The following is a 23308-nucleotide window of genomic DNA, read 5'->3' on the forward strand; positions in this document are numbered from 1 at the left end:
ACGCCCGTTCGGCACCGTCCTACAGGTCCTCGACGAAGGCCAACGCCACCGACCAGGCCCGCTCGGCCGCCTCCTCGTCCCAGTCGGGCAGCTCCGCGTCCGTGAAGACGTGCCCCGCGCCCGGGTAGCGGTAGATCTCCACGTCCGCCCCCGCCTTGCGCATCTGGAGGTACCAGGAGGACAGCCAGTCGTGCGTCTCGAACGGGTCGGGGTCGGCCACGTGCAGCTGTACGGGCAGCTCGTCCACCGACGCGGACTCCGCGAGGTCCGAGGTGCCGTGGAACAGCAGCAGCCCGCGCGCCTTCTCGTCCCCGAGCGCCAGGGTCTGCGCGATCGAGGCCCCGAGGGAGAGGCCCATGTAGACGAGTCCGCGCTCGGAGTAGGGGGCGGCGGCGAGGACCGCCCGCTTCAGCAGCTCGTCCTTGCCGATCTCGTCCCGCAGCTCCACGCCCTCCTCCACGGTCCCCACCGTCCGGCCCCCGTAGAGGTCCGGGGTCCAGACCTGGTGCCCGGCGGCACGGAGCCGCTCGGCAGCGGCCTCGACGGAAGGGGTCAGCCCGTAGGCCGAGTGGAAGAGCATGATGTCCATGCGTCCCATCCTGCCATCCGGCCCCCGGGGCACCGGCATCACCGCAGGCTGCGGACGTCCAGCTGCCGCAGCACCCGGTCCACCACCTCCGGATCGGCACCGGGCTCGCTGCGCGCCGCGAGCACCTCGTGCCGGGCGGCCGACATCAGCTCCCGCTGGATCCGCTGCACCTCCTTGAACCGCTTCGCCCGTTCGACGTACGCGGCCTTCCGCTCCTCGTCGACCATGTCAGGACTGATCCGGGCCCCGATGTCGTACGCCCCGCGCAGCAGCCGCTCCTGGACCTCCTCGGGCAGCTCCTCGACCTCCTCGATCTCCTTGAGCCTGCGCTTGGCGGCCTTCGCGGCCCGGATCGCGAGGTCCCGTTCGAGCGCGCGCTCGGCGTCGGCGTCGGCCCGTACCCCGAGCCGTCGGACCAGCCAGGGCAGGGTGAGCCCCTGGAAGACGAGGGTGGCGATGATCACGCAGAAGGCGATGAAGACGATCTCGTCGCGGCCGGGGAAGGGCGCGCCGTCGTCGGTGCGGAGCGGGATCGCGAGCGCGAGGGCCACCGAGGCCACCCCGCGCATCCCCGCCCACCACATGACGATGGTCTCCCGCCAGCTCGTCGGGATCTCCTCGTCGACGTCCCGGCGGGTGTGCAACCGCTTCGCCAGCCAGGTGGCGGGGAGCAGCCAGAGCAGCCGGACCCCGACCACCACCGCGACGACGGCGGCGCCCCAGCCGAGCATCTCCAGGCCGTGCCCGTCCGCCACTCCGAAGACATGGACGAGTTCGAGGCCGATGAGGCCGAAGGCGATGCCGGTGACGAGGGTGTCGACGATCTGCCAGAAGGTCTGCCCGGCGAGCCGGCCCATGACGTCGTCGGCGTCGGTCGCGTGCTCGGCGAGGAAGAGGGCGGTGACCAGGACGGCGAGGACGCCGGAGCCGTGCAGCTCCTCGGCGAGGACGTAACCCACGAAGGGGACGAGGAGGGTGAGGCCGGTCTGGAGGGTGACGTCGCCCAGGACCCCGATCAGCTTGTGGGCGAGCCAGCCGAGCCCCAGTCCGACGACCAGGGCGACGACGGCGGAGAGGACGAGCTGGCCGAAGGCCTCGGGCCAGGAGAAGGAGCCGCTGACGACGGCGGCGATCGCCACGTGGTAGAGCACGATCGCGGTGACGTCGTTGAAGAGGCCCTCGCCCTCCAGGATCGACACGAGCCGGCGCGGCAGCCCGAGCGAGCCGGCCACGGCGGTCGCCGCGACCGGGTCGGGCGGCGCGACGAGGGCGCCGAGCGCGATCGCGGCGGCCAGCGGAAGGCCTGGCACGAGCGAGTGCGCGACGGCGCCGACGGCGGCCGTGGTGACGAAGACGAGGGCGACGGCGAGCAGGAAGATGGGCCGTCTGTTCGCCGCGAACTGGCGCCAGGAGGTGCGCTGCACGGAGGCGTACAGCAGGGGCGGCAGCACCAGCGGGAGGATGAGCTCCGGCGGGATCTCGACGTTCGGTACGAAGGGCAGGAAGGCCAGCACGATCCCGATGAGGGTCATCAGGACGGGCGCGGGCAGTCCGAGCCGCTCACCGAGGGGGACGGTGAGCAGGGCGCCGAGCAGCAGCAAGAACAACAGGGCCAATTGATCCACGGGCCCACCCTGCCACGTATGCCCGTTTTAGCAGCCATTGCCCCCCGGGAGAGCACCGGGAGGGGCGACCGGCCCGGTGAGGCCTCCGCCCTACAGGGCCTTCCGCATCGCCCGGTGCGGCATGCCCGCGTCCGGGAACTCGGGGCCGTACGCCTCGTAGCCCAGGCGTTCGTAGAAGCCGAGCGCGTGCGTCTGGGCGTGCAGGTCGACGGCGGTCAGGCCGCGCTCGCGGGCCGCGTCCTCGACGGCCCGTACGAGCGCCGCGCCGACGCCGAGGCCACGGGCCGCCTTGGCGACCGCGAGCCGGCCGAGGGAGCCCACGGAGGCGTCCCCGCCGGTCTTCCCGAGCGCGTCCGCCCCGAACAGGAGGCGGCCGGTGCCGAGCGGCAGCCCGTCCTCGCGCACGGCGAGCACGTGCGCCGCGGTCGCGTCGTACGTGTCGTACTCCAGCTCCTGCGGAACGCCCTGCTCCTCGACGAAGACCTCCCGGCGGACCGCGAAGCACGCCTCCCGGTCCTCGGCGCCGACGGCCTCGCGGACGGTGTACGCGGCGGTCACCGGCTCTCCGCCGCGATCCGGTCGAGGGCCTTCTGCAGGTCCTCGGGGTAGGTGCTGGCGAACTCGACCCACGAGCCGTCACCGGGGTGCTCGAAGCCCAGGCGGACGGCGTGCAGCCACTGCCGGGTCAGGCCGAGGCGCTTGGCGAGCGTCGGGTCGGCGCCGTAGGTGAGGTCGCCGACGCAGGGGTGGCGGTGGGCGGACATGTGCACCCGGATCTGGTGGGTGCGGCCCGTCTCCAGCTTGATGTCGAGCAGCGAGGCCGAGCGGTACGCCTCGATGAGGTCGTAGTGGGTGACCGAGGCCTTGCCTTCGGCGGTGACCGCCCACTTGTAGTCGTGGTTCGGGTGCCGGCCGATGGGGGCGTCGATGGTGCCGCTCATCGGGTCGGGGTGCCCCTGCACGAGCGCGTGGTAGCGCTTGTCGACCGTGCGCTCCTTGAACTGGCGCTTGAGCGAGGTGTACGCGTACTCCGACTTGGCGACCACCATCAGACCGGAGGTGCCGACGTCGAGGCGGTGCACGATGCCCTGGCGCTCGGCGGCGCCGGAGGTGGAGATGCGGTACCCGGCGGCGGCGAGGCCGCCGATGACCGTGGTGCCGGTCCAGCCGGGGCTGGGGTGCGCGGCCACACCGACCGGCTTCTTGATCACGACGATGTCGTCGTCGTCGTGGACGATCTCCATGCCCTCGACGGGCTCGGCGACGATCTGCACGGGCGCGGCCGCGCCCGGCATCTCGACCTCGAGCCACGCGCCGCCGCTGACCCGCTCGGACTTGCCGACGACGGAGCCGTCGACCTGGACCTTCCCTGCGGCGGCCAGCTCGGCCGCCTTCGTACGGGAGAACCCGAACATTCGGGCGATGGCGGCGTCGACGCGCTCGCCCTCCAGGCCATCGGGAACGGGCAGCGTGCGGATCTCGGGACTCGTACTCACCCGTCGAGTATGCCTTGTGCGGGGAGTACTCCGTCCGGATCAGTCCTTGTGGACGGTCCCGTCGGGGTCCAGACCGCGGAACGAGAGGATCACGATGAGGATGCCGCCGCAGACGATCGCCGAGTCGGCGAGGTTGAAGACGGCGAAGTGCGCGGGGGCGATGAAGTCGACGACCGCGCCCTCGAAGACGCCGGGCGAGCGGAAGATCCGGTCCGTGAGGTTGCCGAGCGCGCCGCCGAGCAGCAGGCCGAGGGCGATCGCCCAGGGCAGGCTGTAGAGCTTGCGCGCGAGCCGGATGATCACGACGATCACGGCGGCGGCGATACAGGTGAAGATGATCGTGAAGGCCTCGCCCATGCCGAACGCGGCACCCGGGTTCCGGATGGCGTCGAAGCGCAGCACGTCCCCGATCACCCGGATCGGCTCGCGGCCCTCCAGCTTGGCGACCACCAGCATCTTGCTGCCGAGGTCGAGCAGGTAGGCGACGACGGCCACGGTGAACAGCGCGAAGATCCTGCGCCTGCCCCTGGGCCGCTCCTCGGGAGCGGCCGACCCGTCGGGCGCGGCCGTTCCGTCGGACGCGGCCGCTCCGCCGGCGGCCGCCGTCTCGTCGGAGGAGGCCGAATCGTCGGCCCCTGCTGAATCCGGCGTACCGATGATGCGCTCCGCCTCTGCCACGTGAGTGAGTCCCTCGACCTCGATGCCTGACCGTGCACCGAGGGTACGGCACAGGCGTACGACACCGTCAGCCGAGAGCCTCAGCCGCGCCGCTCCTGGCGCTGCTTGTCCTCGACGCAGAGCGTGGCCCGGGGGAAGGCCTGCATCCGCGCCTTGCCGATCGGCTTCCCGCACACCTCGCACAGGCCGTAGGTGCCGGCGTCGAGCCGCTCCAGGGCGTGCTCGGTCTGTTCCAGCATCTCCCGGGCGTTGGCCGCCAGGGCCAGCTCGTGCTCCCGGGTGATGTTCTTGGTGCCGGTGTCGGCCTGGTCGTCCCCGGCGCCGTCGCCGGAGTCCCGCATGAGGCCGGTGAGCTCCTCCTGGGAGTGCGCCAGCTCGCTGCGGAGTCTCAGCACCTCCGACTGGAGCCCGGTGCGGGCCTCGGTGACCTCGGCCGGGGTCCAGGGGTCCTCGCCCGGCCGCACCGCGAGCTCGCCGGTACGGGCCGGAGGCACCGCGGCCTCGTCCCCGGCGGTCGTGACGCCACCCGCGATCTTCTTCGCTGCCACCGTACTGGCTCCTGTCTGCTTCTTCGCGGGCGCCTTCTTGGCGGCCGCCTTCTTCGCCACGGCCTTCTTCGCGGCCGTCTTCCTCACAGCTGTCTTCGGCTCGGCCGCCGTCTCGGCGGCCGTCTTCTTCGCAGCCGTCCTCTTCGCAGGGGTGGTCTTCCCGACCGCGGCCGTCTCCTTCACGGCGGGCGTCTTCTTCGCGACCTTCGGCGGCTCCGTGACCGTCGTCTTCTTGCCGGCCACGTCCTTGGCGCCCTCGGCCGTACCGGTGGAACCGGCGGCCGAGGTCTTCTTCGCGGCGGTCTTCTTCGCCACCATGTCGCGGCCCCTTCACATTTTGTGATCTTGCTCGCGCATCGTGCTGGGACGATAAATCGGCCCAGGGCCCGCGGCAACGGGCCACGCCGCCGTTCCCACCCGCCCCCGCGCCCCTCGGGGCGGGCCTGCCTCCGTTGTGCCCAGCTCCCCGCCGGGTTATCCGCCGCGGGCCTCCCCCACATGGCCGTACGGCAAGACAGGCCCGGCCGGTATGGCCATTCGGGTCACGGGAAAACCGGTCTGCCGCGCGATGCCCGGCCCCGTACACTGAGCAGAGCGAAAGGCTTGGATGGGGACGAGTAGCGTCGTACGCAGCCATGAGCGACCCGGGGACGGTGAGAGCCCGGGGGCGAGCCCGATGTGAAGCATCACCCCGGAGCCGTCGGAAGAAAGCCGCAGGACAGCGCGGTGACTAGACCCGGCGTCGCGACCCCAATGAGGGGGCTCAGGGCGTGCGCGCCCCGGGCCAAGGAGGGTGGTACCGCGGGAGCAGCGCTCTCGTCCCTCCGACGGAACGACGACAGTCCGCCGGAGGAACTCGATGACACCGCCGCAGTACCGCCAGGTGCCCGCCCAGGTCGACCTGCCCGCGATGGAGCACGCCGTGCTCGATCTCTGGCGCGACAACAAGGTCTTCGCCAAGACCCTCGAGCAGTCCGAAGGACGCCCCGAGTGGGTGTTCTACGAGGGCCCGCCCACCGCCAACGGCATGCCGGGCGCGCACCACATCGAAGCCCGCGTCTTCAAGGACGTGTTCCCCCGCTTCCGGACCATGCGCGGCTACCACGTGGCCCGCAAGGCCGGCTGGGACTGCCACGGCCTGCCGGTCGAGCTCGCCGTCGAGAAGGAGCTCGGCTTCTCCGGCAAGAAGGACATCGAGGCGTACGGCATCGCCGAGTTCAACGACAAGTGCCGTGAGTCGGTGACCCGGCACACCGACGCCTTCGCCGAGCTGACGACCCGCATGGGCTACTGGGTCGACCTCGACGACGCCTACCGGACCATGGACCCCTCGTACATCGAGTCGGTCTGGTGGTCCCTGAAGCAGATCTTCGACAAGGACCTCCTCGTCCAGGACCACCGCGTCGCCCCCTGGTGCCCCCGCTGCGGCACCGGCCTCTCCGACCACGAGCTGGCGCAGGGCTACGAGACGGTCGTCGACCCCTCCGTCTACGTCCGGTTCCCGCTGACCTCCGGTCCGCTGGCCGGGAAGGCGGCGCTCCTCGTCTGGACGACGACCCCGTGGACCCTGGTGTCCAACACCGCGGTCGCCGCCCACCCCGAGGTCACCTACGTGGTCGCCACCGACGGCGACGAGCGGGTCGTCGTCGCGCAGCCGCTGCTCGAGAAGGCGCTCGGCGAGGGCTGGGTCACCACGGGCGAGTCCTTCACGGGCGCGGAGATGGAGCGCTGGACCTACCAGCGCCCCTTCGAGCTCGTCCCCTTCGACGCCCCGGCGCACTACGTCGTCAACGCCGAGTACGTGACGACCGAGGACGGTACGGGTCTGGTCCACCAGTCCCCCGCCTTCGGTGAGGACGACCTCAAGGTCTGCAAGGCGTACGGCCTGCCGGTCGTGAACCCGGTCCGCCCCGACGGCACCTTCGAGGAGGGCGTGCCGCTGGTCGGCGGCGTCTTCTTCAAGAAGGCCGACGAGGCGCTCACCGCGGACCTGGACGCGCGCGGGCTGCTCTTCAAGCACATCGCGTACGAGCACAGCTACCCGCACTGCTGGCGCTGCCACACGGCGCTGCTGTACTACGCGCAGCCGTCCTGGTACATCCGGACGACCGCGGTCAAGGACCGGATGCTCGCCGAGAACGAGCGGACCAACTGGTTCCCGGACTCGGTCAAGCACGGCCGCTTCGGCGACTGGCTGACCAACAACGTCGACTGGGCGCTCTCCCGCAACCGCTACTGGGGCACCCCGCTGCCGATCTGGCGCTGCGAGGACGACCACCTGACGTGCGTGGGCTCGCGCGCCGAGCTGACCGAGCTGACCGGCAACGACCAGTCGCAGCTCGACCCGCACCGCCCGTACATCGACGCGGTCACCTTCCCGTGCCCGAGCTGCTCGAAGACGGCGACGCGCGTGCCGGAGGTCATCGACGCCTGGTACGACTCGGGCTCGATGCCGTTCGCGCAGTACGGCTACCCGTACGAGAACAAGGAACTGTTCGAGTCCCGCTACCCGGCGCAGTTCATCTCCGAGGCGATCGACCAGACGCGTGGCTGGTTCTACACGCTGATGGCGGTCGGCACGCTGGTCTTCGACAAGTCGTCGTACGAGAACGTGGTCTGCCTCGGCCACATCCTCGCCGAGGACGGCCGCAAGATGTCCAAGCACCTGGGGAACATCCTCCAGCCGATCCCGCTCATGGACCAGCACGGCGCCGACGCGGTCCGCTGGTTCATGGCGGCCGGCGGCTCGCCGTGGGCGGCGCGCCGGGTGGGCCACGGCACGATCCAGGAGGTCGTCCGCAAGACCCTCCTGACGTACTGGAACACGGTCGCCTTCCAGGCGCTGTACGCCCGTACGGCGGGCTGGGCGCCGAGCGCCGCGGACCCGGCCCCGGCCGACCGCCCGGTCCTCGACCGCTGGCTGCTCTCGGAGCTCCACACCCTGGTGGCCGAGGTCACCGAGGCGATGGAGTCGTACGACACCCAGCGCACCGGCAAGCTGATCTCGTCCTTCGTCGACGACCTCTCCAACTGGTACGTGCGCCGCTCGCGCCGCCGCTTCTGGCAGGGCGACAAGGCAGCGCTCCGCACCCTCCACGACGTCGTCGAGACGGTCACCCGTCTGATGGCCCCGCTGACCCCGTTCATCACGGAGCGGGTCTGGCAGGACCTGGTGGTGCCGGTGACGCCGGAGGCCCCGGAGTCCGTCCACCTGGCCACCTGGCCGGAGGCCGACACCGCCCGGATCGACAGGACGCTCTCCGAGCAGATGCTCCTGGTCCGCCGCCTGGTGGAACTGGGCCGGGCGACGCGGGCCGAGTCGGGCGTGAAGACCCGCCAGCCGCTGTCGCGCGCGCTGGTGGCGGCGACGGGCTTCACGGCCCTCTCGCCCGAGCTCCAGGCCCAGATCACGGAGGAGCTGAACGTCAGCTCGCTGGCTTCCCTGTCGGAGGTGGGCGGCTCGCTCGTCGACACGACGGCGAAGGCGAACTTCCGCTCGCTCGGCAAGCGGTTCGGCAAGGGCGTCCAGGACGTGGCGAAGGCGGTGGCGGCGGCGGACGCGGCGGCGCTTTCGCTGGCCCTGCGGTCCGGCGAGGCGACCCTGGAGGTGAACGGCGAGACGATCACCGTCACCCCCGAGGAGGTCATCATCACGGAGACCCCGCGCGAGGGCTGGTCGGTCGCATCGGACGCGGGCGCGACGGTCGCCCTCGACCTGGAGATCACCCCGGAGCTGCGGAAGGCGGGCCTGGCCCGTGACGCGATCCGGCTCATCCAGGAGGCCCGCAAGAACAGCGGCCTGGACGTCGCCGACCGGATCGCCCTGCGCTGGCAGGCGGACACCCCGGAGACGGCGGAGGCCCTGACGGCGCACGCGGACCTGATCGCGGACGAGGTCCTGGCGACGGACCACGCCCAGGGCGAGGCGGACACCACGTACGGCGCCCCGTTCACGGACGACGTCCTGGGCCTGACGTTCCGCCTCCGCAAGGCGTAGGCACCCCCCGAAAGGCCCGGCTCCCCCCAGGGGGGCCGGGCCTTCTTGTTCACCCCCGCGCGCGCCCCCGCCCACGGCAAAGGGCCGGGCCCCCGGAAATCCGGGGGCCCGGCCCTTCAGCCTGCCGACGGCTACGCGCTCATCGCGCGACCACGCGCCGTCAGTTGTCGTCCTCGTCGATCAGGAAGCCGCGCATCGGCGCCGGCGCCTGCTGCATCGGCTGCGGTGCCTGCGGACGGACCGGAGCCATCGGCTGGGTCATCGCCGGGGACATCTGCTGCTGGCCGCCGTAGGACGGGGCGCCGCCCATGGACGGTGCACCACCCATCGAACCGTTGCCACCGTAGGACGGGGCGCCCGCGCCGGCCGAGGCCATCGACGGGGCCGGCGGCAGCGAGGCCGTGGCCGGGGTGCGCGGCGGGGCCAGCGAGTCGTCGGCCTGGGTCTCCAGCTGACGCAGCTGCGACTCCAGGTACGACTTCAGCCGCGTGCGGTACTCGCGCTCGAAGCCGCGCAGGTCCTCGACCTTGCGCTCCAGCGTGGCGCGGGCGGACTCCAGGGAGCCCATCGCGACGCGGTGCTTCTCCTGCGCGTCCCGCTCGAGAGCGTCCGCCTTGGCGCGGGCGTCCCGCTCCAGGCCCTCGGCGCGCGAGCGCGCCTCGCCGACGATCTTGTTGGCCTCGGAGCGGGCCTCGGCGATCGCCTGGTCGGCGGTCTGCTGGGCCAGCGAGAGGACACGCGCGGCACTGTCGCCACCGGGACCCTGGGCAGGCTGCTGCTGCATCTGCGGCGGCATCTGCTGCTGCTGCATCTGCTGCTGCATCTGCTGCTGCTGCGGGTGGCCCATGGGGCCGCCCTGCATCGGGCCGGGGCCCATCGGACCGCCCTGCATGGGGCCGCCCTGCATCGGGCCGGAGCCCATCGGCCCGGCGGGAAGCTGCGGGGCACCGGAGGGCAGCTGCGGCGGGCCCATCTGCGGCGGCTGCTGCTGGACCGGCGGTCCGGATATGGCGGCGGGCACGGGCGCGCCGGGTCCGACGGGACGATCCTGCTGCTCCGGGGGCTTGCGCATGCCCTGCTGCTGCTGGTTCTGCGCGGCGGCACGCGTCGCGGCGGCCAGCTTGGCGCGCAGGTCCTCGTTCTCGCGGAGCAGGCGGGTCAGCTCGGCCTCGACCTCGTCGAGGAAGGCATCGACCTCGTCCTCGTCATAGCCTTCTCGGAGGCGGACGGTCGTGAACTGCTTGTTCCGCACGTCCTCGGGGGTCAGCGGCATCTCTTCTTCACCTCTACGTAGTCGTCGGCAGTCGGCAAGACCGTATCGTCCACATTCACCTCGCGAAGCTGCTCACGACGGAGATCAGGATATAGACGATGATCATCAGAACGAAGAAGGACAGGTCGAGTGCCACGCCCCCGAGACGCAGCGGCGGGATGAGTCGCCGCAGAAGCTTGAGCGGTGGATCGGTGACAGTGTAGGTGGCCTCAAGGACGACCACCATCGCCTTACCGGGTTGCCATGAACGGGCGAACTGGAAGACGTAGTCCATGACAAGTCGGACGATCAGGAGGACGAGGAAGCACATCAGCACGATGTAGACCACCTGTAGTGCGACGCCCATCCCGCGTTTCCCTCTCCCCTGATTTTCGTGCTCTTGCTCGTCCGGCCGCTTCGCGACCGGTCCGTCCGGTTCTCGTGTTCTCAGCTCTGGTTGAAGAATCCGCCCTCTGCGATCCGGGCCTTGTCCTCCGCCGTGACATCGACGTTAGCAGGCGACAACAGGAAGACCTTCTGCGTCACGCGCTCAATGCTGCCATGAAGCCCGAAGACGAGACCTGCGGCAAAGTCGACAAGTCGCTTCGCGTCCGTGTCGTCCATCTCGGTGAGATTCATGATCACCGGGGTGCCCTCACGGAAGTGTTCCCCGATGGTACGGGCCTCGTTGTAGGTCCGCGGGTGCAGCGTGGTGATGCGGTAGGGCTCCCGCTCGGACACGACCTTGGGCATGATCACCGGTGCGTTCTTCTCCATGCTCGGACGTTCGGGTGTGATGGATGCCACGGGGGCAATTCGGGCCGGACGTCCACTTTCGGCGAGTACCGGGACGGAATGGGCGAGCGGTTCCCGCTGAGCCGGGGGCTGCACCACGCGTACCGGTTCCTCGCGCTCCACCTGGCGCGGCGGGGTGTGGCGCCGTTCGCGCTCGGGCTCGGGCTCCAGCTCGGGTTCGAAGTCGTCGTCGGGGTCGAAGCCCCGGCCGTCGTACCCATCGTCCTCCACGAGGCCGAGGTAGACCGCCATCTTGCGCATCGCGCCGGCCATTCTCCGATTCCTCCGCTCTGTGGTGGATCGCCCTACTGGCCAATGTCGCAGCGTCACCAAGTGCCCGCGATCCACGGGCCATTCCGCCGTTCTGCGAAATGACCATATTTTCTGCTGTGGTCCGACCTGCTTCGCGACGTTACCCGAGCTTCGGGCGGACGCCGAGTACCGCCGTACCGACGCGTACGTGTGTCGCCCCGGCCGCGACGGCCTCCTCGAGGTCCGCACTCATCCCTGCCGACACCATGTTCGCAGCCGGACGGGTCGCGCGCAGGGCAGTCGACAAATCCATCAGCCGGTCGAAGGCGGCGCGTTCTCTTCCCGCGTACGGGCCGGCGAGCGGGGCGACGGTCATGAGGCCGTCGAGCCGCAGCCCGGGGGCCGCGTCCACCGCGGCCGCCAACTCCTCGATCCCGTCCGGCGCGACGCCGCCGCGGTCACCGCGCGCGCCGGCCTCGGCGTCGAGCGCGACCTGGAGGAGACACCCGAGCTCGCGCCCCTCCTTCTCCGCGGCCGCGGAAAGAGAGGAAACGAGCTTCAAGCGGTCGACAGACTGCACCACATCGGCATAACCCACCACGGATCTGACCTTGTTGGTCTGCAACTGGCCCACGAAGTGCCAGCTCAGATCAAGGTCGGCACAGGCGGCCGCCTTCGGGGCGGCGTCCTGGTCCCGGTTCTCGGCGACGTTCCGCACGCCGAGTCCGTGGAGGATTCTCACGTCGCTCGCGGGGTAGGTCTTGGTGACCACGACGAGCGTCACCTCCTCCCGGGCGCGCCCGGCCGCGGCGCAGGCTGCGGCGATGCGCTCCTCCACCCGGGCCAGGTTCTCGGCGAGTTCCGACGTGCGGTCAATCATCAGTTCTTTCCTGCCGGGGCCGGGGTGGACACAGCGTCCAACCAGACATATCCCGCGAGTCGCCCGGTGGTGCGGTCGCGGCGGTACGAGTAGTGGTCACCGGATTCCCGCGTGCAGACCTTGCTGGCCTGGCGGTCCGTGACGCCGAGCCGTTCGAGCTGGGCGTGCACTCCGGCGGCGACGTCGACGGCCGGGGTGCCCCAGCTCGTCTCGGCCCAGGCGGCGGGTTCGGTCTCGGCGACCTCGGCCCGCATGGCCTCCGGCACCTCGTAGCAGCGCCCGCAGACGGCGGGGCCGGTGCGGGCGACGATACGGGAGGGCTCGGCGCCGAGTCCGATCATGGCCGCGACCGCCGCGGGGACGACTCCCGCCACCATGCCGGGGCGCCCGGCGTGGGCGGCGGCGGCGACTCCGGCGACCGGGTCGGCGAGGAGGACGGGCACGCAGTCCGCGGTGAGGACGGCGAGACCGAGTCCCGGCCGGGTGGTGACGAGCGCGTCCACGGCCGGGATCCCGTCGGTGCCCCACGGCCCTTCGACCTCGACGACGTCCGCGCCGTGCACCTGGTTCATCCAGACCACCCGCGCCGGGTCGAGCCCGAGGGCGCCGGCGGCGAGTGCCCGGTTGGTCGTCACGGCCTCGGGGTCGTCCCCCACCGCGCCGCCCAGGTTGAGCTCCTCGTACGGAACGGCGCTCACCCCGCCCCACCGGTCGGTGAAGGCGAAGTGCGCGCCGTTCGCGTCGAAGCGTTGTCCTATCACTTCAGGAAGTCCGGGACGTCCAGCTCTTCGGCCTGGGTGTCCGCGTACGGACGGGCCGGCGGGACGACCGGAGGGGCGGGCGAGAGCGGGGTCTCGTTGACCGCCGGGGCGGGCTCGACCGGAGCCGGGGCCGGGTCCTCGCGCGGGGCGACCGTGCCGAGGCCGCCCAGCGGGCGGGCGCTCTCGACGTGGCGGGGCGCCGGGGCCGGCTCCTCGCGCTTGGCCGAGACCGAGCCGATGATGTTGTCCCGGCGGGCCGGCGGCTGTCCGCCGTCGAAGCCCGCCGCGATGACGGTGACCCGGACCTCGTCGCCGAGGGCGTCGTCGATGACGGCGCCGAAGATGATGTTGGCCTCGGGGTGGGCCGCCTCGCTGACCAGCTGCGCGGCCTCGTTGATCTCGAAGAGACCGAGGTCGCTGCCGCCGGAGATGGAGAGCAGCACGCCACGGGCGCCGTCGATGGAGGCCTCCAGGAGCGGCGAGGAGATCGCCATCTCCGCCGCCGCCACCGCGCGGTCGTCCCCGCGGGCGGAGCCGATGCCCATCAGAGCCGAACCGGCCTCGGACATGACCGACTTGACGTCGGCGAAGTCGAGGTTGATCAGACCCGGGGTGGTGATGAGGTCGGTGATGCCCTGGACACCGCTCAGCAGCACCTGGTCGGCCGACTTGAAGGCGTCGAGCACCGAGACCTGGCGGTCCGAGATCGACAGCAGTCGGTCGTTCGGGATGACGATGAGGGTGTCGACCTCTTCGCGGAGTTCGGCGATGCCGTCCTCCGCCTGGTTGGCGCGACGGCGGCCCTCGAAGGTGAACGGCCGGGTGACCACACCGATCGTCAGGGCGCCGAGCGAGCGTGCGATGTTGGCGACGACGGGTGCGCCGCCGGTGCCGGTGCCGCCGCCTTCTCCGGCGGTGACGAAGACCATGTCGGCCCCCTTGAGGACCTCCTCGATCTCCTCACGGTGGTCCTCTGCCGCCTTGCGACCGACGGCCGGGTTCGCCCCGGCCCCGAGGCCACGGGTGAGTTCACGGCCGACGTCGAGCTTGACGTCGGCGTCGCTCATCAACAGCGCTTGCGCGTCGGTGTTGATCGCGATGAACTCGACGCCCTTGAGACCGACCTCGATCATTCGGTTGATGGCATTGACACCACCGCCGCCGACACCGATGACCTTGATGACTGCGAGGTAGTTCTGCGGTGCTGCCACGTCGAAGGCCTCTCGCCTCGAGTTACGTGTCGTCGCTGCGCGGTTGGTCGCGCCGCTCCGACGGATGCCGATTGGGACGGTCCGAAACGCCGACCCGAACCCTAACGTTGAAGTTTAGGGTTACCAGTGTCTCTGTTCGCTGGACTCTTCCGAACGAGACACTAAGTCGACAAGCGGCGCACGTTCAACGAACACGCCGAACCTCCCGTTTTTCTTTTCACCCTATGTGATCACCCGTAGCGCTGGCCAACCAGGGTGCTGGCCAGGGGCGATACCCGTCAACTCCCGGACGATGCGGGCGCCGTGGGGGCACTTACATCGAAGTGCCCCGCTTTGGGAGTGGCCTTCAGGAGCGCGGTGAGCACCCGGGCCTTGACCGGGCCGTGCTCGCCGCTGCCCCAGAGGACGGTGCGCCCCCCGGTCAGCTCCAGAGTGACGGAGTCGTACGAGGTGACGCGTACGACACGAGTGTCCCGGGCGATTTCCGCCGGGAGTTCACCCCGGACGCGGACGGCCTCCCGGAGCAGCCGGTCCGCGGCGAAGCGGCGCAGGCTCGGAGAGGAGGCGCTGTCGAGGACGAGCCGGGGGACGCCGCGGGGGGCGGTGGCGACGGTGGCGAACCGGACACCGGTCGCGTCCACTTCGATGAACTTTCCGCCCTTTTCGATGAGCAGAACGGGCTTCCGTTCCGTCACTTTCAGCCCGATTCCGTGCGGCCAGGACCGCTCGACGGTCACCGTCTCGATCCGGGGCAGCTTCTGCCGGAGCCGGACCTCGATGGCCTCGGTGTCGACCGAGACGAGCGGGGCGCCCATCGGCACGGCGGCGACCGCCTCGATCTCACGCGCGGTCAGGACCCCGGCGCCGGAAGTCTTCACATCTTCCACACGGAACCAGGTCGAGCCGTAGAGCGCCCAGGCACCGCCGGCCACGAGGGCGAGCACGCCGAACGCGATCAGGAGCACCCGGGTGCCGGGCACCCGGAACTTTCGGTTCCGGGTGCCCGTACGGGACGGCCCCCGCGACGACCCCTTCGACGTGCTCGCGCCGCTCTTCTCGGCGGTCGTCGGTCCGGCTGCCACGCTTCCCGCCTTTCGCCGCCGCTACGCCTGTCGGCGGGCGGCGATCGCCTCGTACACCATGCCGACGAGCAGGTCGTCGGCGTCCCGGCGGCCGAACTCGGCAGCGGCGCGGGACATCTCGTACAACCGGTGCGGATCGGCCAGTACGGGCAGGACGTTGCCCTGCACCCACTGCGGCGTCAGCTCCGCGTCGTCGACGAGGAGTCCACCGCCGGCCTTGACCACCGGCTGGGCGTTGAGCCGCTGTTCGCCGTTGCCGATGGGCAGCGGGACGTACGCGGCCGGCAGCCCGACGGCGGACAGCTCGGCGACGGTCATCGCGCCCGCCCGGCAGAGCATCATGTCGGCCGCGGCGTACGCGAGGTCCATCCGGTCCACGTACGGTACCGGCACGTAGGGCGGCATTCCGGGCATGTTGTCGACGCGCGGCATTTCGTTCTTGGGGCCGACCGCGTGCAGGATCTGGATGCCCGAGCGCTGGAGCACCGGGGCGATCTGCTGCACGACCTCGTTGAGCCGCCGGGCGCCCTGCGAGCCGCCGGAGACGAGCAGCGTCGGCAGGTTCGGGTCGAGCCCGAAGGCGGCGCGCGCCTCGGGACGCACCCGCGCCCGGTCGAGGGTCGCGATGGTGTGCCGCAGCGGGATGCCGATGTAGCGGGAGTTGCGGAGCTTGCTGTCGGGGGTGGCGACGGCGACCCCGGCCGCGTACCGCGAACCGATCTTGTTGGCGAGGCCGGGCCGCGCGTTGGCCTCGTGGACCACGATCGGCACCCCGAGCCGCTTGGCCGCGAGATAGCCGGGCAGGGCCACATAGCCGCCGAAGCCGACCACGCAGTCCGCCTTGGTGCGCTCGAGGACCTGCTCGGCCGCCTTGATCGTGCCGCGCAGCCGTCCGGGGACGGTGATCAGCTCGGGGGTGGGCTTGCGGGGCAGCGGTACGGCGGGGATGAGGGCCAACTCGTAGCCGCGCTCGGGCACGAGCCGGGTCTCCAGACCCTTCTCCGTGCCGAGCGCCGTGATCCCCACGCTGGGGTCCTGCCTGCGCAGGGCGTCCGCGAGGGCCAGCGCCGGCTCGATGTGGCCGGCGGTCCCCCCGCCGGCGAGTACGACATGCACCGAAATTCACCGCTCTCCGGACGGGCGCTTCTTGACGCGCCGTCGCATCGACTTCCATCTCGTCCCGGCCCGCTTACCCCAGCCGGGGCGGCGCATGGCCAGGGCCGCTTTCGCGGCGGGTTCCTGTCGCGCGAAGGCGATGAGGAGCCCGACGGCGAACATGGTCGGCAGCAGAGCCGACCCACCGTAGGAGAACAACGGGAGCGGGACACCGGCGATCGGCAGCAGACCGAGCACCGCACCCATGTTGATCACGGCCTGAGCCGTGATCCAGGTGGTCACACCTCCCGCGGCGAACCTCACGAAGGGGTCCTCCGTGCCTCCGGCCACGCGGATACCCGCATAGCCTAGAGCCGCGAACAGGGCGAGTACCGACAACGTCCCCGCGAGACCCAGTTCCTCACCGGTGACAGCGAAGATGAAGTCGGTGTGCGCTTCGGGCAGTTGGCCCCATTTCTCGATGCTCGCACCGAGTCCGGAACCGAACCATCCGCCCGAGGCCAGAGCATAGATTCCGTGCGCGGCCTGGAGGCAGGGGGCTCCCTCGCCACCGGGGTCGGATGCCCCGATGCACTGGAAGCGGTCCATCCGGTGCGGGCTCGTCTTGATGAGCAGCGCCCCGAGGGCGCCGGCCACCGCGAGCACGCCGACGAAGAGCCGGGTGGGGGCTCCGGCCGTCCACAGCAGGCCGAACAGGATCGCGGTGAGGATGATCGCGGTGCCCATGTCGCCGCCGAGCATGATGAGCCCGAGCAGCATGAAGGTACCGGGGACCAGCGGCACCAGCATGTGCTTCCACTGGGTGAGCAGCTTCATGTCCTGTTTGCGGGCGAGCAGGTCGGCCCCCCACAGGATCAGCGCCAGCTTGCCGAACTCGCTGGGCTGGAGCATGAACGGGCCACCGAGGGAGATCCAGTTCTGGTTGCCGCCGACGGAATGCCCTATCCCCGGGATCTGCACGAGCACCATCAGGAAGACCGCGCCGACCAGGATCGGGTACGCGAGGGCCCGGTGCAGCTTCACCGGCATCCGCGAGGCGACGAGCAGCAGCCCGGTGCCGAGGAGCGCGGCGAAGAACTGCTTGCGGAAGAAGTACGAGGGCACCAGCTCGTAGCGGAGCGCCGTGATCATCGAGGCGGAGTAGACCATCACCAGGCCGAGCATGGTGATGAGCAGAGCCGCGCCGATGATCACGTAGTACGCCGTGAGCGGCCGGTCCCAGGCCTTCAGCGCCCGCTCGTACAGCCGCCGGGCTCCCCCGCCCCCCGGTCGCCGCGGGGGCGCGGGCGCCCGCCCTCCGCCGCGTACGGCGGAAGGCCGGCGTGTCCCTGCGATCTTGCTCGGCATGGTCGCTGCCCCCTCCGGTCGAGCCCGGTCCTGCCGGACCTTCCCACTGGTCAGGTCAGGCGTCCCCGGTGGCGGCGAGGGCGCGGACCGCGTCCGCGAAGGCTTCGCCGCGCTTGTTGTAGTTGGTGTACATGTCCATCGAGGCGCAGGCCGGGGCGAGGAGCACCGTGTCCCCCGGGCGGGCGAGACGGGTCGCCTCGCGGACCGCCTCGGACATCGCCCCAGTGTCGGTCCGGTCGAGGTCGACTACCGGGACCTCCGGGGCGTGTCGCGCCAGGGCTTCGCGGATCAGGGCGCGGTCGGCGCCGATCAGGACGGCCCCGCGCAGGCGCTTCGCCGACTTCCTTACGAGCTCGTCGAAGGTCGCGCCCTTGGCGAGTCCGCCGGCGATCCAGACGATCGGGTCGTAGGCCGCCAACGAGGCTTCCGCGGCGTGGGTGTTGGTGGCCTTGGAGTCGTCGACGTACGTGACTCCCTGGACCTCCTCGACCAGTTCGATCCGGTGCGGGTCGGGCCGGAAGGCCCTCAGGCCGTCCCGTACGGCCTTGGCGTCGACGCCGAAGGCGCGGGCGAGGGCGGCGGCGGCGAGCGCGTTGGCGATGTTGTGCGGGGCCGGCGGCTGGACGTCGGCGACCTCGGCCAGCTCCTGGGCGTTCTTCTGCCGGTTCTCCACGAAGGCCCGGTCGACGAGGATGCCCTCGACGACGCCGAGGTCGGACGGGCCGGGGGTGCCGAGGGTGAAGCCGATGGCCCGGCAGCCCTCCTCGACGTCGGCCTCGCGGACCAGGTCCTCGGTCGCCTTGTCGGCGGCGTTGTAGACGCAGGCGACCTGGTTGCCCTCGTAGATCCGGCCCTTGTCGGCGGCGTACGCCTCCATCGAGCCGTGCCAGTCGAGGTGGTCGGGCGCCAGGTTGAGCACGGCGGCCGAGTGGACGCGGACGGACGGCGCCCAGTGGAGCTGGTAGCTGGACAGCTCGACGGCGAGCACGTCGTACTGCTCCTCGCCGAGGACGGCGTCGAGGAGCGAGACGCCGATGTTGCCGACGGCGGCGGTCCGCAGTCCCGCCGCCTCCAGGATCGAGGCGAGCATCCGCACGGTCGTGGTCTTGCCGTTGGTGCCGGTGACCGCGAGCCAGGGAGCGGCATCGGGGCCGCGGAGGCGCCAGGCCAGCTCGACGTCGCCCCAGATCTCCACGCCCGCCTCGGCGGCGGCCGTGAAGAGCGGCTTGTCGGGCCGCCAGCCGGGGGTGGTGACGATCAGCTCGGTGCCGGTCGGCAGGGTCGCCCCGTCGCCGAGGCGGACGGTGATGCCCTCCGCCTCCAGTGCGGCGGCCTGCGCCCGGGAGCGCTCGTCGTCGCCGTCGTTGACGACGGTCACGCGTGCGCCGAGCCCGTGCAGGACGCGGGCGGCCGGGATGCCGGACACCCCGAGCCCCGCGACGGTGACGTTCTTGCCGTTCCAGTCGAGCTGTTCTGTCACTTCGACGATGCCCATCCCGCGTAGAAGAGGCCCAGGCCCACGATCACGCACATGCCCTGGATGATCCAGAACCGGACGACGACAAGGACCTCGGACCACCCCTTGAGTTCGAAGTGGTGCTGGAGGGGTGCCATCCGGAAGACGCGCTTGCCGGTCATCTTGAACGAGCCGACCTGGATGACCACGGACAGCGTGATCAGCACGAACAGGCCGCCGAGCAGGGCCAGCAGCAGCTCCGTACGGGAGCAGATGGCGAGACCGGCGAGGGCGCCGCCGAGGGCGAGCGAGCCGGTGTCACCCATGAAGATCTTGGCGGGCGAGGTGTTCCACCAGAGGAAGCCGAAGCAGGAGCCCATCAGCGCGGAGGCGACGACCGCGAGGTCGAGCGGGTCGCGGACCTCGAAGCAGGCGTTCGGGTTGGTGAGGGTCAGCGCGTTGGCGCAGGACTCCTGGAACTGCCAGAGCCCGATGAAGGTGTACGCGCCGAAGACCATCACCGACGCGCCCGTGGCCAGGCCGTCCAGACCGTCCGTCAGGTTCACGCCGTTGGACATGGCGAGAATCATGAAGAGCGCCCAGATCACGAAGAGCACCGGGCCGATGGTCCAGCCGAAGTCCGTGATGAAGGAGAGCTTCTCGGAGGCCGGGGTGAGGCCGCGCGCGTCGGAGAACTGGAGCGCGAGCACGGCGAACGCGATGCCCACGATCAGCTGTCCGGCCATCTTCGCCTTGGCCCGCAGACCGAGCGAACGCTGCTTGACGATCTTGATGTAGTCGTCGAGGAACCCGACCAGGCCCATGCCGGCCATCAGGAAGAGGACCAGCACCCCGGAGTACGAGATGGGTTCGCCGGTGATGACCTTGGCCAGCGCGTACGCGATGAGCGTGGCCAGGATGAAGGAGATGCCGCCCATGGTGGGCGTGCCCTTCTTCCCGGCGTGGCCGCGCGGGCCGTCGTCACGGATGAACTGCCCGTATCCCTTGCGGGCGAGGAGCTTGATCAGCAGCGGGGTGCCGATCAGGGTCAGGAAGAGCCCGATGGCCCCCGCGAAGAGGATCTGCCTCATCGGCCGGTGACCTCGCCCTCGGTGTCGAGGAGCGCCAGCGCGACCTGTTCGAGGCCGACCGACCTGGAAGCCTTCACAAGGACGACGTCCCCCGGGCGCAGCTCACTGCGCAACAGGTCGACAGCCGCCTGCGCGTCGGACACGTGCACCGACTCCTCACCCCACGAACCCTCGTTATATGCGCCCAGTTGCAGCCAGGACGCTTCCCTGTCCCCGACCGCGACGAGCTTGCTGACGTTGAGCCGGACGGCGAGCCGTCCGACCGCGTCGTGCTCGACGAGCGATGCGTCACCGAGCTCGGCCATCTTGCCGAGCACCGCCCACGTACGAGCCCCTCGGGCCTGTGCGGCCCTGCCCATGGCCGCGAGCGCGCGCAGGGCGGCTCGCATGGACTCGGGGTTCGCGTTGTAGGCGTCGTTGACGATCGTCACGCCGTCCGGACGCTCGGTGACCTCCATGCGCCAGCGCGACAGGGTGCCGGCCTCGGAGAGCGCGGTGGCGATCTCCTCGACAGGCATGCCCAACTCGTGCGCGACGGCGGCCGCTGCGAGCGCGTTCGACACGTGGTGCTCACCGTACAGGCGCAAGGTCACGTCACTGCACCCGGTGGGTGTGTGAAGCCGGAAAGCGGGCCGTCCGGAGTCTGTGAGGTGGACGTTCTCGGCCCGTACGGCCGCTTCGTCCGCTTCGCCGAACAGGATCACGCGGGCCTTGGTGCGGCTCGCCATCGCGCGGACGAGCGGGTCGTCGGCGTTGAGGACCGCCACCCCGCCCTCCTCGGCCGACGGCAGCGCCTCGACGAGCTCGCCCTTGGCCTGGGCGATCTGCTCCCGGCCGCCGAACTCGCCGATGTGCGCGGTGCCCACGTTGAGGACGAGTCCGATACGCGGCGGGGTGAGGCCGGTGAGGTAGCGGATGTGTCCGATGCCGCGGGCGCCCATCTCCAGGACCAGGTGCCGGGTCTCGTCGCTCGCGCGGAGCGCGGTGAGCGGCAGGCCGATCTCGTTGTTGAGCGAGCCGGGCGTCCACACGGTGGGGGCGTGCCGGTCGAGGACCTGGGCGATCAGGTCCTTGGTGGAGGTCTTGCCCGCCGAGCCGGTGAGGGCGACGACATCGGTGCCGAGCCGTTCGACGACCGCGCGGGCGAGGGCCCCGAGAGCGGTCTGGACGTCGTCGACGACGAGGGCGGGGACGCCGACGGGGCGAGCGGCCAGGACGGCCGTCGCACCCGCGGCGACGGCCCGCTCCGCGTAGTCGTGGCCGTCGACGTGCTCACCGGCGAAGGCCGCGAAGAGGCTGCCGGCCCGCACCTCGCGGGAGTCGATGACGACGGGCCCGGTGATCCGGGCGGCCGGATCCGGTATGTCGTGCGCCTGCCCGCCGACGATTTCGGCGATCTCGGCGAGGGAGAGGGCGATCACTGCTTCATCCCTGACTGTTCTGGTGACGGGCTTCGGCGCTGCCGCCCGAGGGGGCGGCCTGGGCGTTTCGTTCGAGGATCGCGGCGCGCAGGACCTCGCGGTCGTCGAAGGGGCGGACCACTCCGGCGATCTCCTGGCCCTGCTCGTGGCCCTTGCCGGCGACCAGGACGGTGTCGCCGGGCCGCGCGCGGGCGATGGCGGCCGCGATGGCGGCGGCCCGGTCGGGTTCGACCAGGACGTCGCCCCGCTCCGCCGCCGGCACGTCCGCGGCGCCGGCGAGCATGGCGCTGAGGATCACGAGCGGGTCCTCGGAGCGGGGGTTGTCGGAGGTGAGGACGGCGGTGTCGGCGAGCCGGGCCGCGGCGGCGCCCATCGGGCCGCGCTTGGTGGTGTCCCGGTCGCCGCCGCAGCCGATGACCACGTGCAGCCTGCCCTCGGTGACCTCGCGCAGGGAGCGCAGGACCGATTCGACGGCGTCCGTCTTGTGCGCGTAGTCGACGACCGCGAGGTACGGCTGGCCGGCGTCGACCCGCTCCAGCCGGCCCGGTACGCCGGGGACGGCGGCGACGCCCTCGGCGGCGCTCTTGGGGTCGACGCCCGCGACGGCGAGGGTGGCGATCGCGGCAAGGGTGTTGGCGACGTTGAACGGGCCGGGCAGCGGCGCCGTGGCGGGGATCCGTACGCCCTCGGGGCCGACGGCGGTGAACGTCGAGTCGTGGGAGCCGAGGACGAGGTCCTCGGCGCGCCAGTCGGCGTCGGCGCGGCCCTCGGCGGAGAAGGTGACGATCGGGACGGTCGCGTCCGCCACGAGCCTGCGGCCGTAGGCGTCGTCGAGGTTGACCACGCCGAGGCGGCTGCGCTCGGGCGTGAAGAGCCCGGCCTTCGCCCGGTAGTAGTCGTCCATGTCGGAGTGGAACTCCATGTGCTCCGGGCTGAGGTTGTTGAAGACGGCGACGTCGAAGACGCAGCCGTCGACCCGGCCGAGCACGAGGGCGTGGCTGGAGACCTCCATGGCGACCGCGTCGACGCCCCGCTCGCGCATGACGGCGAAGAGCGCCTGGAGGTCGGTGGCCTCGGGGGTGGTCCGCTCCGACTTGATGCGCTCGTCGCCGATCCGCATCTCCACGGTGCCGACGAGGCCGGTGTGGAGTCCGGCGCCCCGAAGACCGCCCTCGACGAGGTAGGCCGTGGTGGTCTTGCCCGAGGTACCGGTGATGCCGATCTGGAGGAGGTCGGCGCCGGGCCGCCCGTAGATCTCGGCGGCGAGTTCGCCCATCCGGCCGCGCGGGTTCTCGACGACCAGGACCGGCAGGCCGGTCGCGGCGGCGCGCTCGGCGCCCGCCGGGTCGGTGAGGATCGCGGCGGCGCCGAGGCCCGCGGCCTGGGCGACGAAGTCGGCGCCGTGAGCGCGGGCGCCGGGCAGGGCCGCGTACACGTCGCCGGGGCGCACGGCCCGCGAGTCGTGGGTGATGCCCGAGATCTCGGCGTCCAGGGGGGCGTCGACCCCCAGCTGGGCGGCCAGGTCGCCCAGGGGTGTCGGGCGGGCCTGCTCCGGCCGGGGCGGGGCGGTTCGGTACTGATCAGCGTGTGGCACGGCGGTGAGCGTACCGGGCGCACCCTGTGGGGGGCCAAAACGGCCCGGGGCCTCGCCGGAGTTCGATTTCCGGTTCCCGGAATGGGGGGTGATCGTTGTCACTGGTGCTCCCGGAGT

20 protein-coding genes are annotated in these 23308 nt (G+C 71.3%); 1 reads left to right on the forward strand and 19 read right to left on the reverse strand.

Features of this window, described 5'->3' with window-relative positions:
* Positions 1-19: 19 nt before the first annotated feature.
* The 6 genes from ABT034_RS09840 to ABT034_RS09865 all read right to left on the reverse strand — a co-directional run bounded on the left by ABT034_RS09840 (position 20) and on the right by ABT034_RS09865 (position 5254).
* Positions 20-598 (reverse strand): dienelactone hydrolase family protein, encoded by a 579-nt coding sequence (locus ABT034_RS09840; protein WP_351213170.1) that lies wholly within the window; start codon positions 596-598, stop codon positions 20-22.
* A gap of 29 nt (positions 599-627) precedes the next feature.
* Positions 628-2214, reverse strand: coding sequence for a Na+/H+ antiporter (locus tag ABT034_RS09845; protein ID WP_351213172.1), 1587 nt, complete (start codon positions 2212-2214; stop codon positions 628-630).
* 90 nt (positions 2215-2304) lie between these two features.
* Positions 2305-2772, reverse strand: a complete 468-nt coding sequence (locus tag ABT034_RS09850; RefSeq protein WP_351213174.1) for a GNAT family N-acetyltransferase — start codon at positions 2770-2772, stop codon at positions 2305-2307.
* Positions 2769-3710: an RluA family pseudouridine synthase gene (locus ABT034_RS09855; RefSeq protein ID WP_351213176.1), complete on the reverse strand. Its 942-nt coding sequence runs from the start codon at positions 3708-3710 to the stop codon at positions 2769-2771. The genes ABT034_RS09850 and ABT034_RS09855 overlap by 4 nt, the downstream gene beginning before the upstream one ends.
* Positions 3711-3749: 39 nt before the next feature.
* Positions 3750-4388 carry a signal peptidase II gene (gene lspA / locus ABT034_RS09860; protein ID WP_351213178.1) on the reverse strand — a complete coding sequence of 213 codons (639 nt, stop codon included), beginning with the start codon at positions 4386-4388 and terminating at the stop codon, positions 3750-3752.
* 80 nt (positions 4389-4468) lie between these two features.
* Positions 4469-5254 carry a TraR/DksA family transcriptional regulator gene (locus ABT034_RS09865; protein ID WP_351213180.1) on the reverse strand — a complete coding sequence of 262 codons (786 nt, stop codon included), beginning with the start codon at positions 5252-5254 and terminating at the stop codon, positions 4469-4471.
* A gap of 541 nt (positions 5255-5795) precedes the next feature.
* Here ABT034_RS09865 and ileS point away from each other — a divergent pair.
* Complete coding sequence (gene ileS, locus ABT034_RS09870) at positions 5796-8933, forward strand: isoleucine--tRNA ligase (RefSeq protein WP_351213182.1); 3138 nt, start codon at positions 5796-5798, stop codon at positions 8931-8933.
* Positions 8934-9093: 160 nt separating this feature from the next.
* Here ileS and ABT034_RS09875 read toward each other — a convergent pair whose 3' ends face one another.
* The 13 genes from ABT034_RS09875 to ABT034_RS09935 all read right to left on the reverse strand — a co-directional run bounded on the left by ABT034_RS09875 (position 9094) and on the right by ABT034_RS09935 (position 23293).
* Complete coding sequence (locus ABT034_RS09875) at positions 9094-10206, reverse strand: DivIVA domain-containing protein (protein ID WP_351213184.1); 1113 nt, start codon at positions 10204-10206, stop codon at positions 9094-9096.
* Between the two features lie 55 nt (positions 10207-10261).
* A complete protein-coding gene (locus tag ABT034_RS09880; protein ID WP_190102598.1) occupies positions 10262-10552 on the reverse strand; it encodes a YggT family protein in 291 nt (96 codons plus the stop codon).
* A gap of 80 nt (positions 10553-10632) precedes the next feature.
* The gene (locus ABT034_RS09885; protein ID WP_351213187.1) at positions 10633-11253 is read right to left on the reverse strand and encodes a cell division protein SepF; all 621 of its coding nucleotides are present in this window, start codon (positions 11251-11253) and stop codon (positions 10633-10635) included.
* Between the two features lie 139 nt (positions 11254-11392).
* On the reverse strand, positions 11393-12112 hold the full coding sequence (locus ABT034_RS09890) for a YggS family pyridoxal phosphate-dependent enzyme (protein WP_351213189.1): 720 nt from the start codon (positions 12110-12112) through the stop codon (positions 11393-11395).
* Positions 12112-12873: a peptidoglycan editing factor PgeF gene (pgeF, locus tag ABT034_RS09895; RefSeq protein WP_351213191.1), complete on the reverse strand. Its 762-nt coding sequence runs from the start codon at positions 12871-12873 to the stop codon at positions 12112-12114. The genes ABT034_RS09890 and pgeF overlap by 1 nt, the downstream gene beginning before the upstream one ends.
* Complete coding sequence (gene ftsZ, locus ABT034_RS09900; protein ID WP_351213193.1) at positions 12870-14084, reverse strand: cell division protein FtsZ; 1215 nt, start codon at positions 14082-14084, stop codon at positions 12870-12872. The genes pgeF and ftsZ overlap by 4 nt, the downstream gene beginning before the upstream one ends.
* Before the next feature lie 278 nt (positions 14085-14362).
* Entirely contained in the window at positions 14363-15166 is an 804-nt protein-coding gene (locus tag ABT034_RS09905; RefSeq protein ID WP_351213195.1) for a cell division protein FtsQ/DivIB, read from the reverse strand.
* 21 nt (positions 15167-15187) lie between these two features.
* Entirely contained in the window at positions 15188-16282 is a 1095-nt protein-coding gene (gene murG / locus ABT034_RS09910; RefSeq protein WP_317874287.1) for an undecaprenyldiphospho-muramoylpentapeptide beta-N-acetylglucosaminyltransferase, read from the reverse strand.
* Positions 16283-16288: 6 nt separating this feature from the next.
* Positions 16289-17629 (reverse strand): putative lipid II flippase FtsW, encoded by a 1341-nt coding sequence (ftsW, locus tag ABT034_RS09915; RefSeq protein ID WP_351213197.1) that lies wholly within the window; start codon positions 17627-17629, stop codon positions 16289-16291.
* A 55-nt stretch (positions 17630-17684) separates the two neighbouring features.
* Entirely contained in the window at positions 17685-19124 is a 1440-nt protein-coding gene (gene murD, locus ABT034_RS09920; RefSeq protein ID WP_351213199.1) for a UDP-N-acetylmuramoyl-L-alanine--D-glutamate ligase, read from the reverse strand.
* Positions 19106-20176, reverse strand: coding sequence for a phospho-N-acetylmuramoyl-pentapeptide-transferase (gene mraY, locus ABT034_RS09925; protein ID WP_351213201.1), 1071 nt, complete (start codon positions 20174-20176; stop codon positions 19106-19108). Before mraY ends, murD begins: the two co-directional genes overlap by 19 nt.
* Positions 20173-21597, reverse strand: a complete 1425-nt coding sequence (locus tag ABT034_RS09930) for a UDP-N-acetylmuramoyl-tripeptide--D-alanyl-D-alanine ligase (protein WP_351213203.1) — start codon at positions 21595-21597, stop codon at positions 20173-20175. Before ABT034_RS09930 ends, mraY begins: the two co-directional genes overlap by 4 nt.
* 4 nt (positions 21598-21601) lie before the next feature.
* Entirely contained in the window at positions 21602-23293 is a 1692-nt protein-coding gene (locus tag ABT034_RS09935; RefSeq protein ID WP_502972859.1) for a UDP-N-acetylmuramoyl-L-alanyl-D-glutamate--2,6-diaminopimelate ligase, read from the reverse strand.
* Positions 23294-23308: the final 15 nt, after the last annotated feature.

The organism is Streptomyces sp. NPDC002773 (genome assembly GCF_040295605.1).
Classification (GTDB): Bacteria; Actinomycetota; Actinomycetes; order Streptomycetales; family Streptomycetaceae; genus Streptomyces.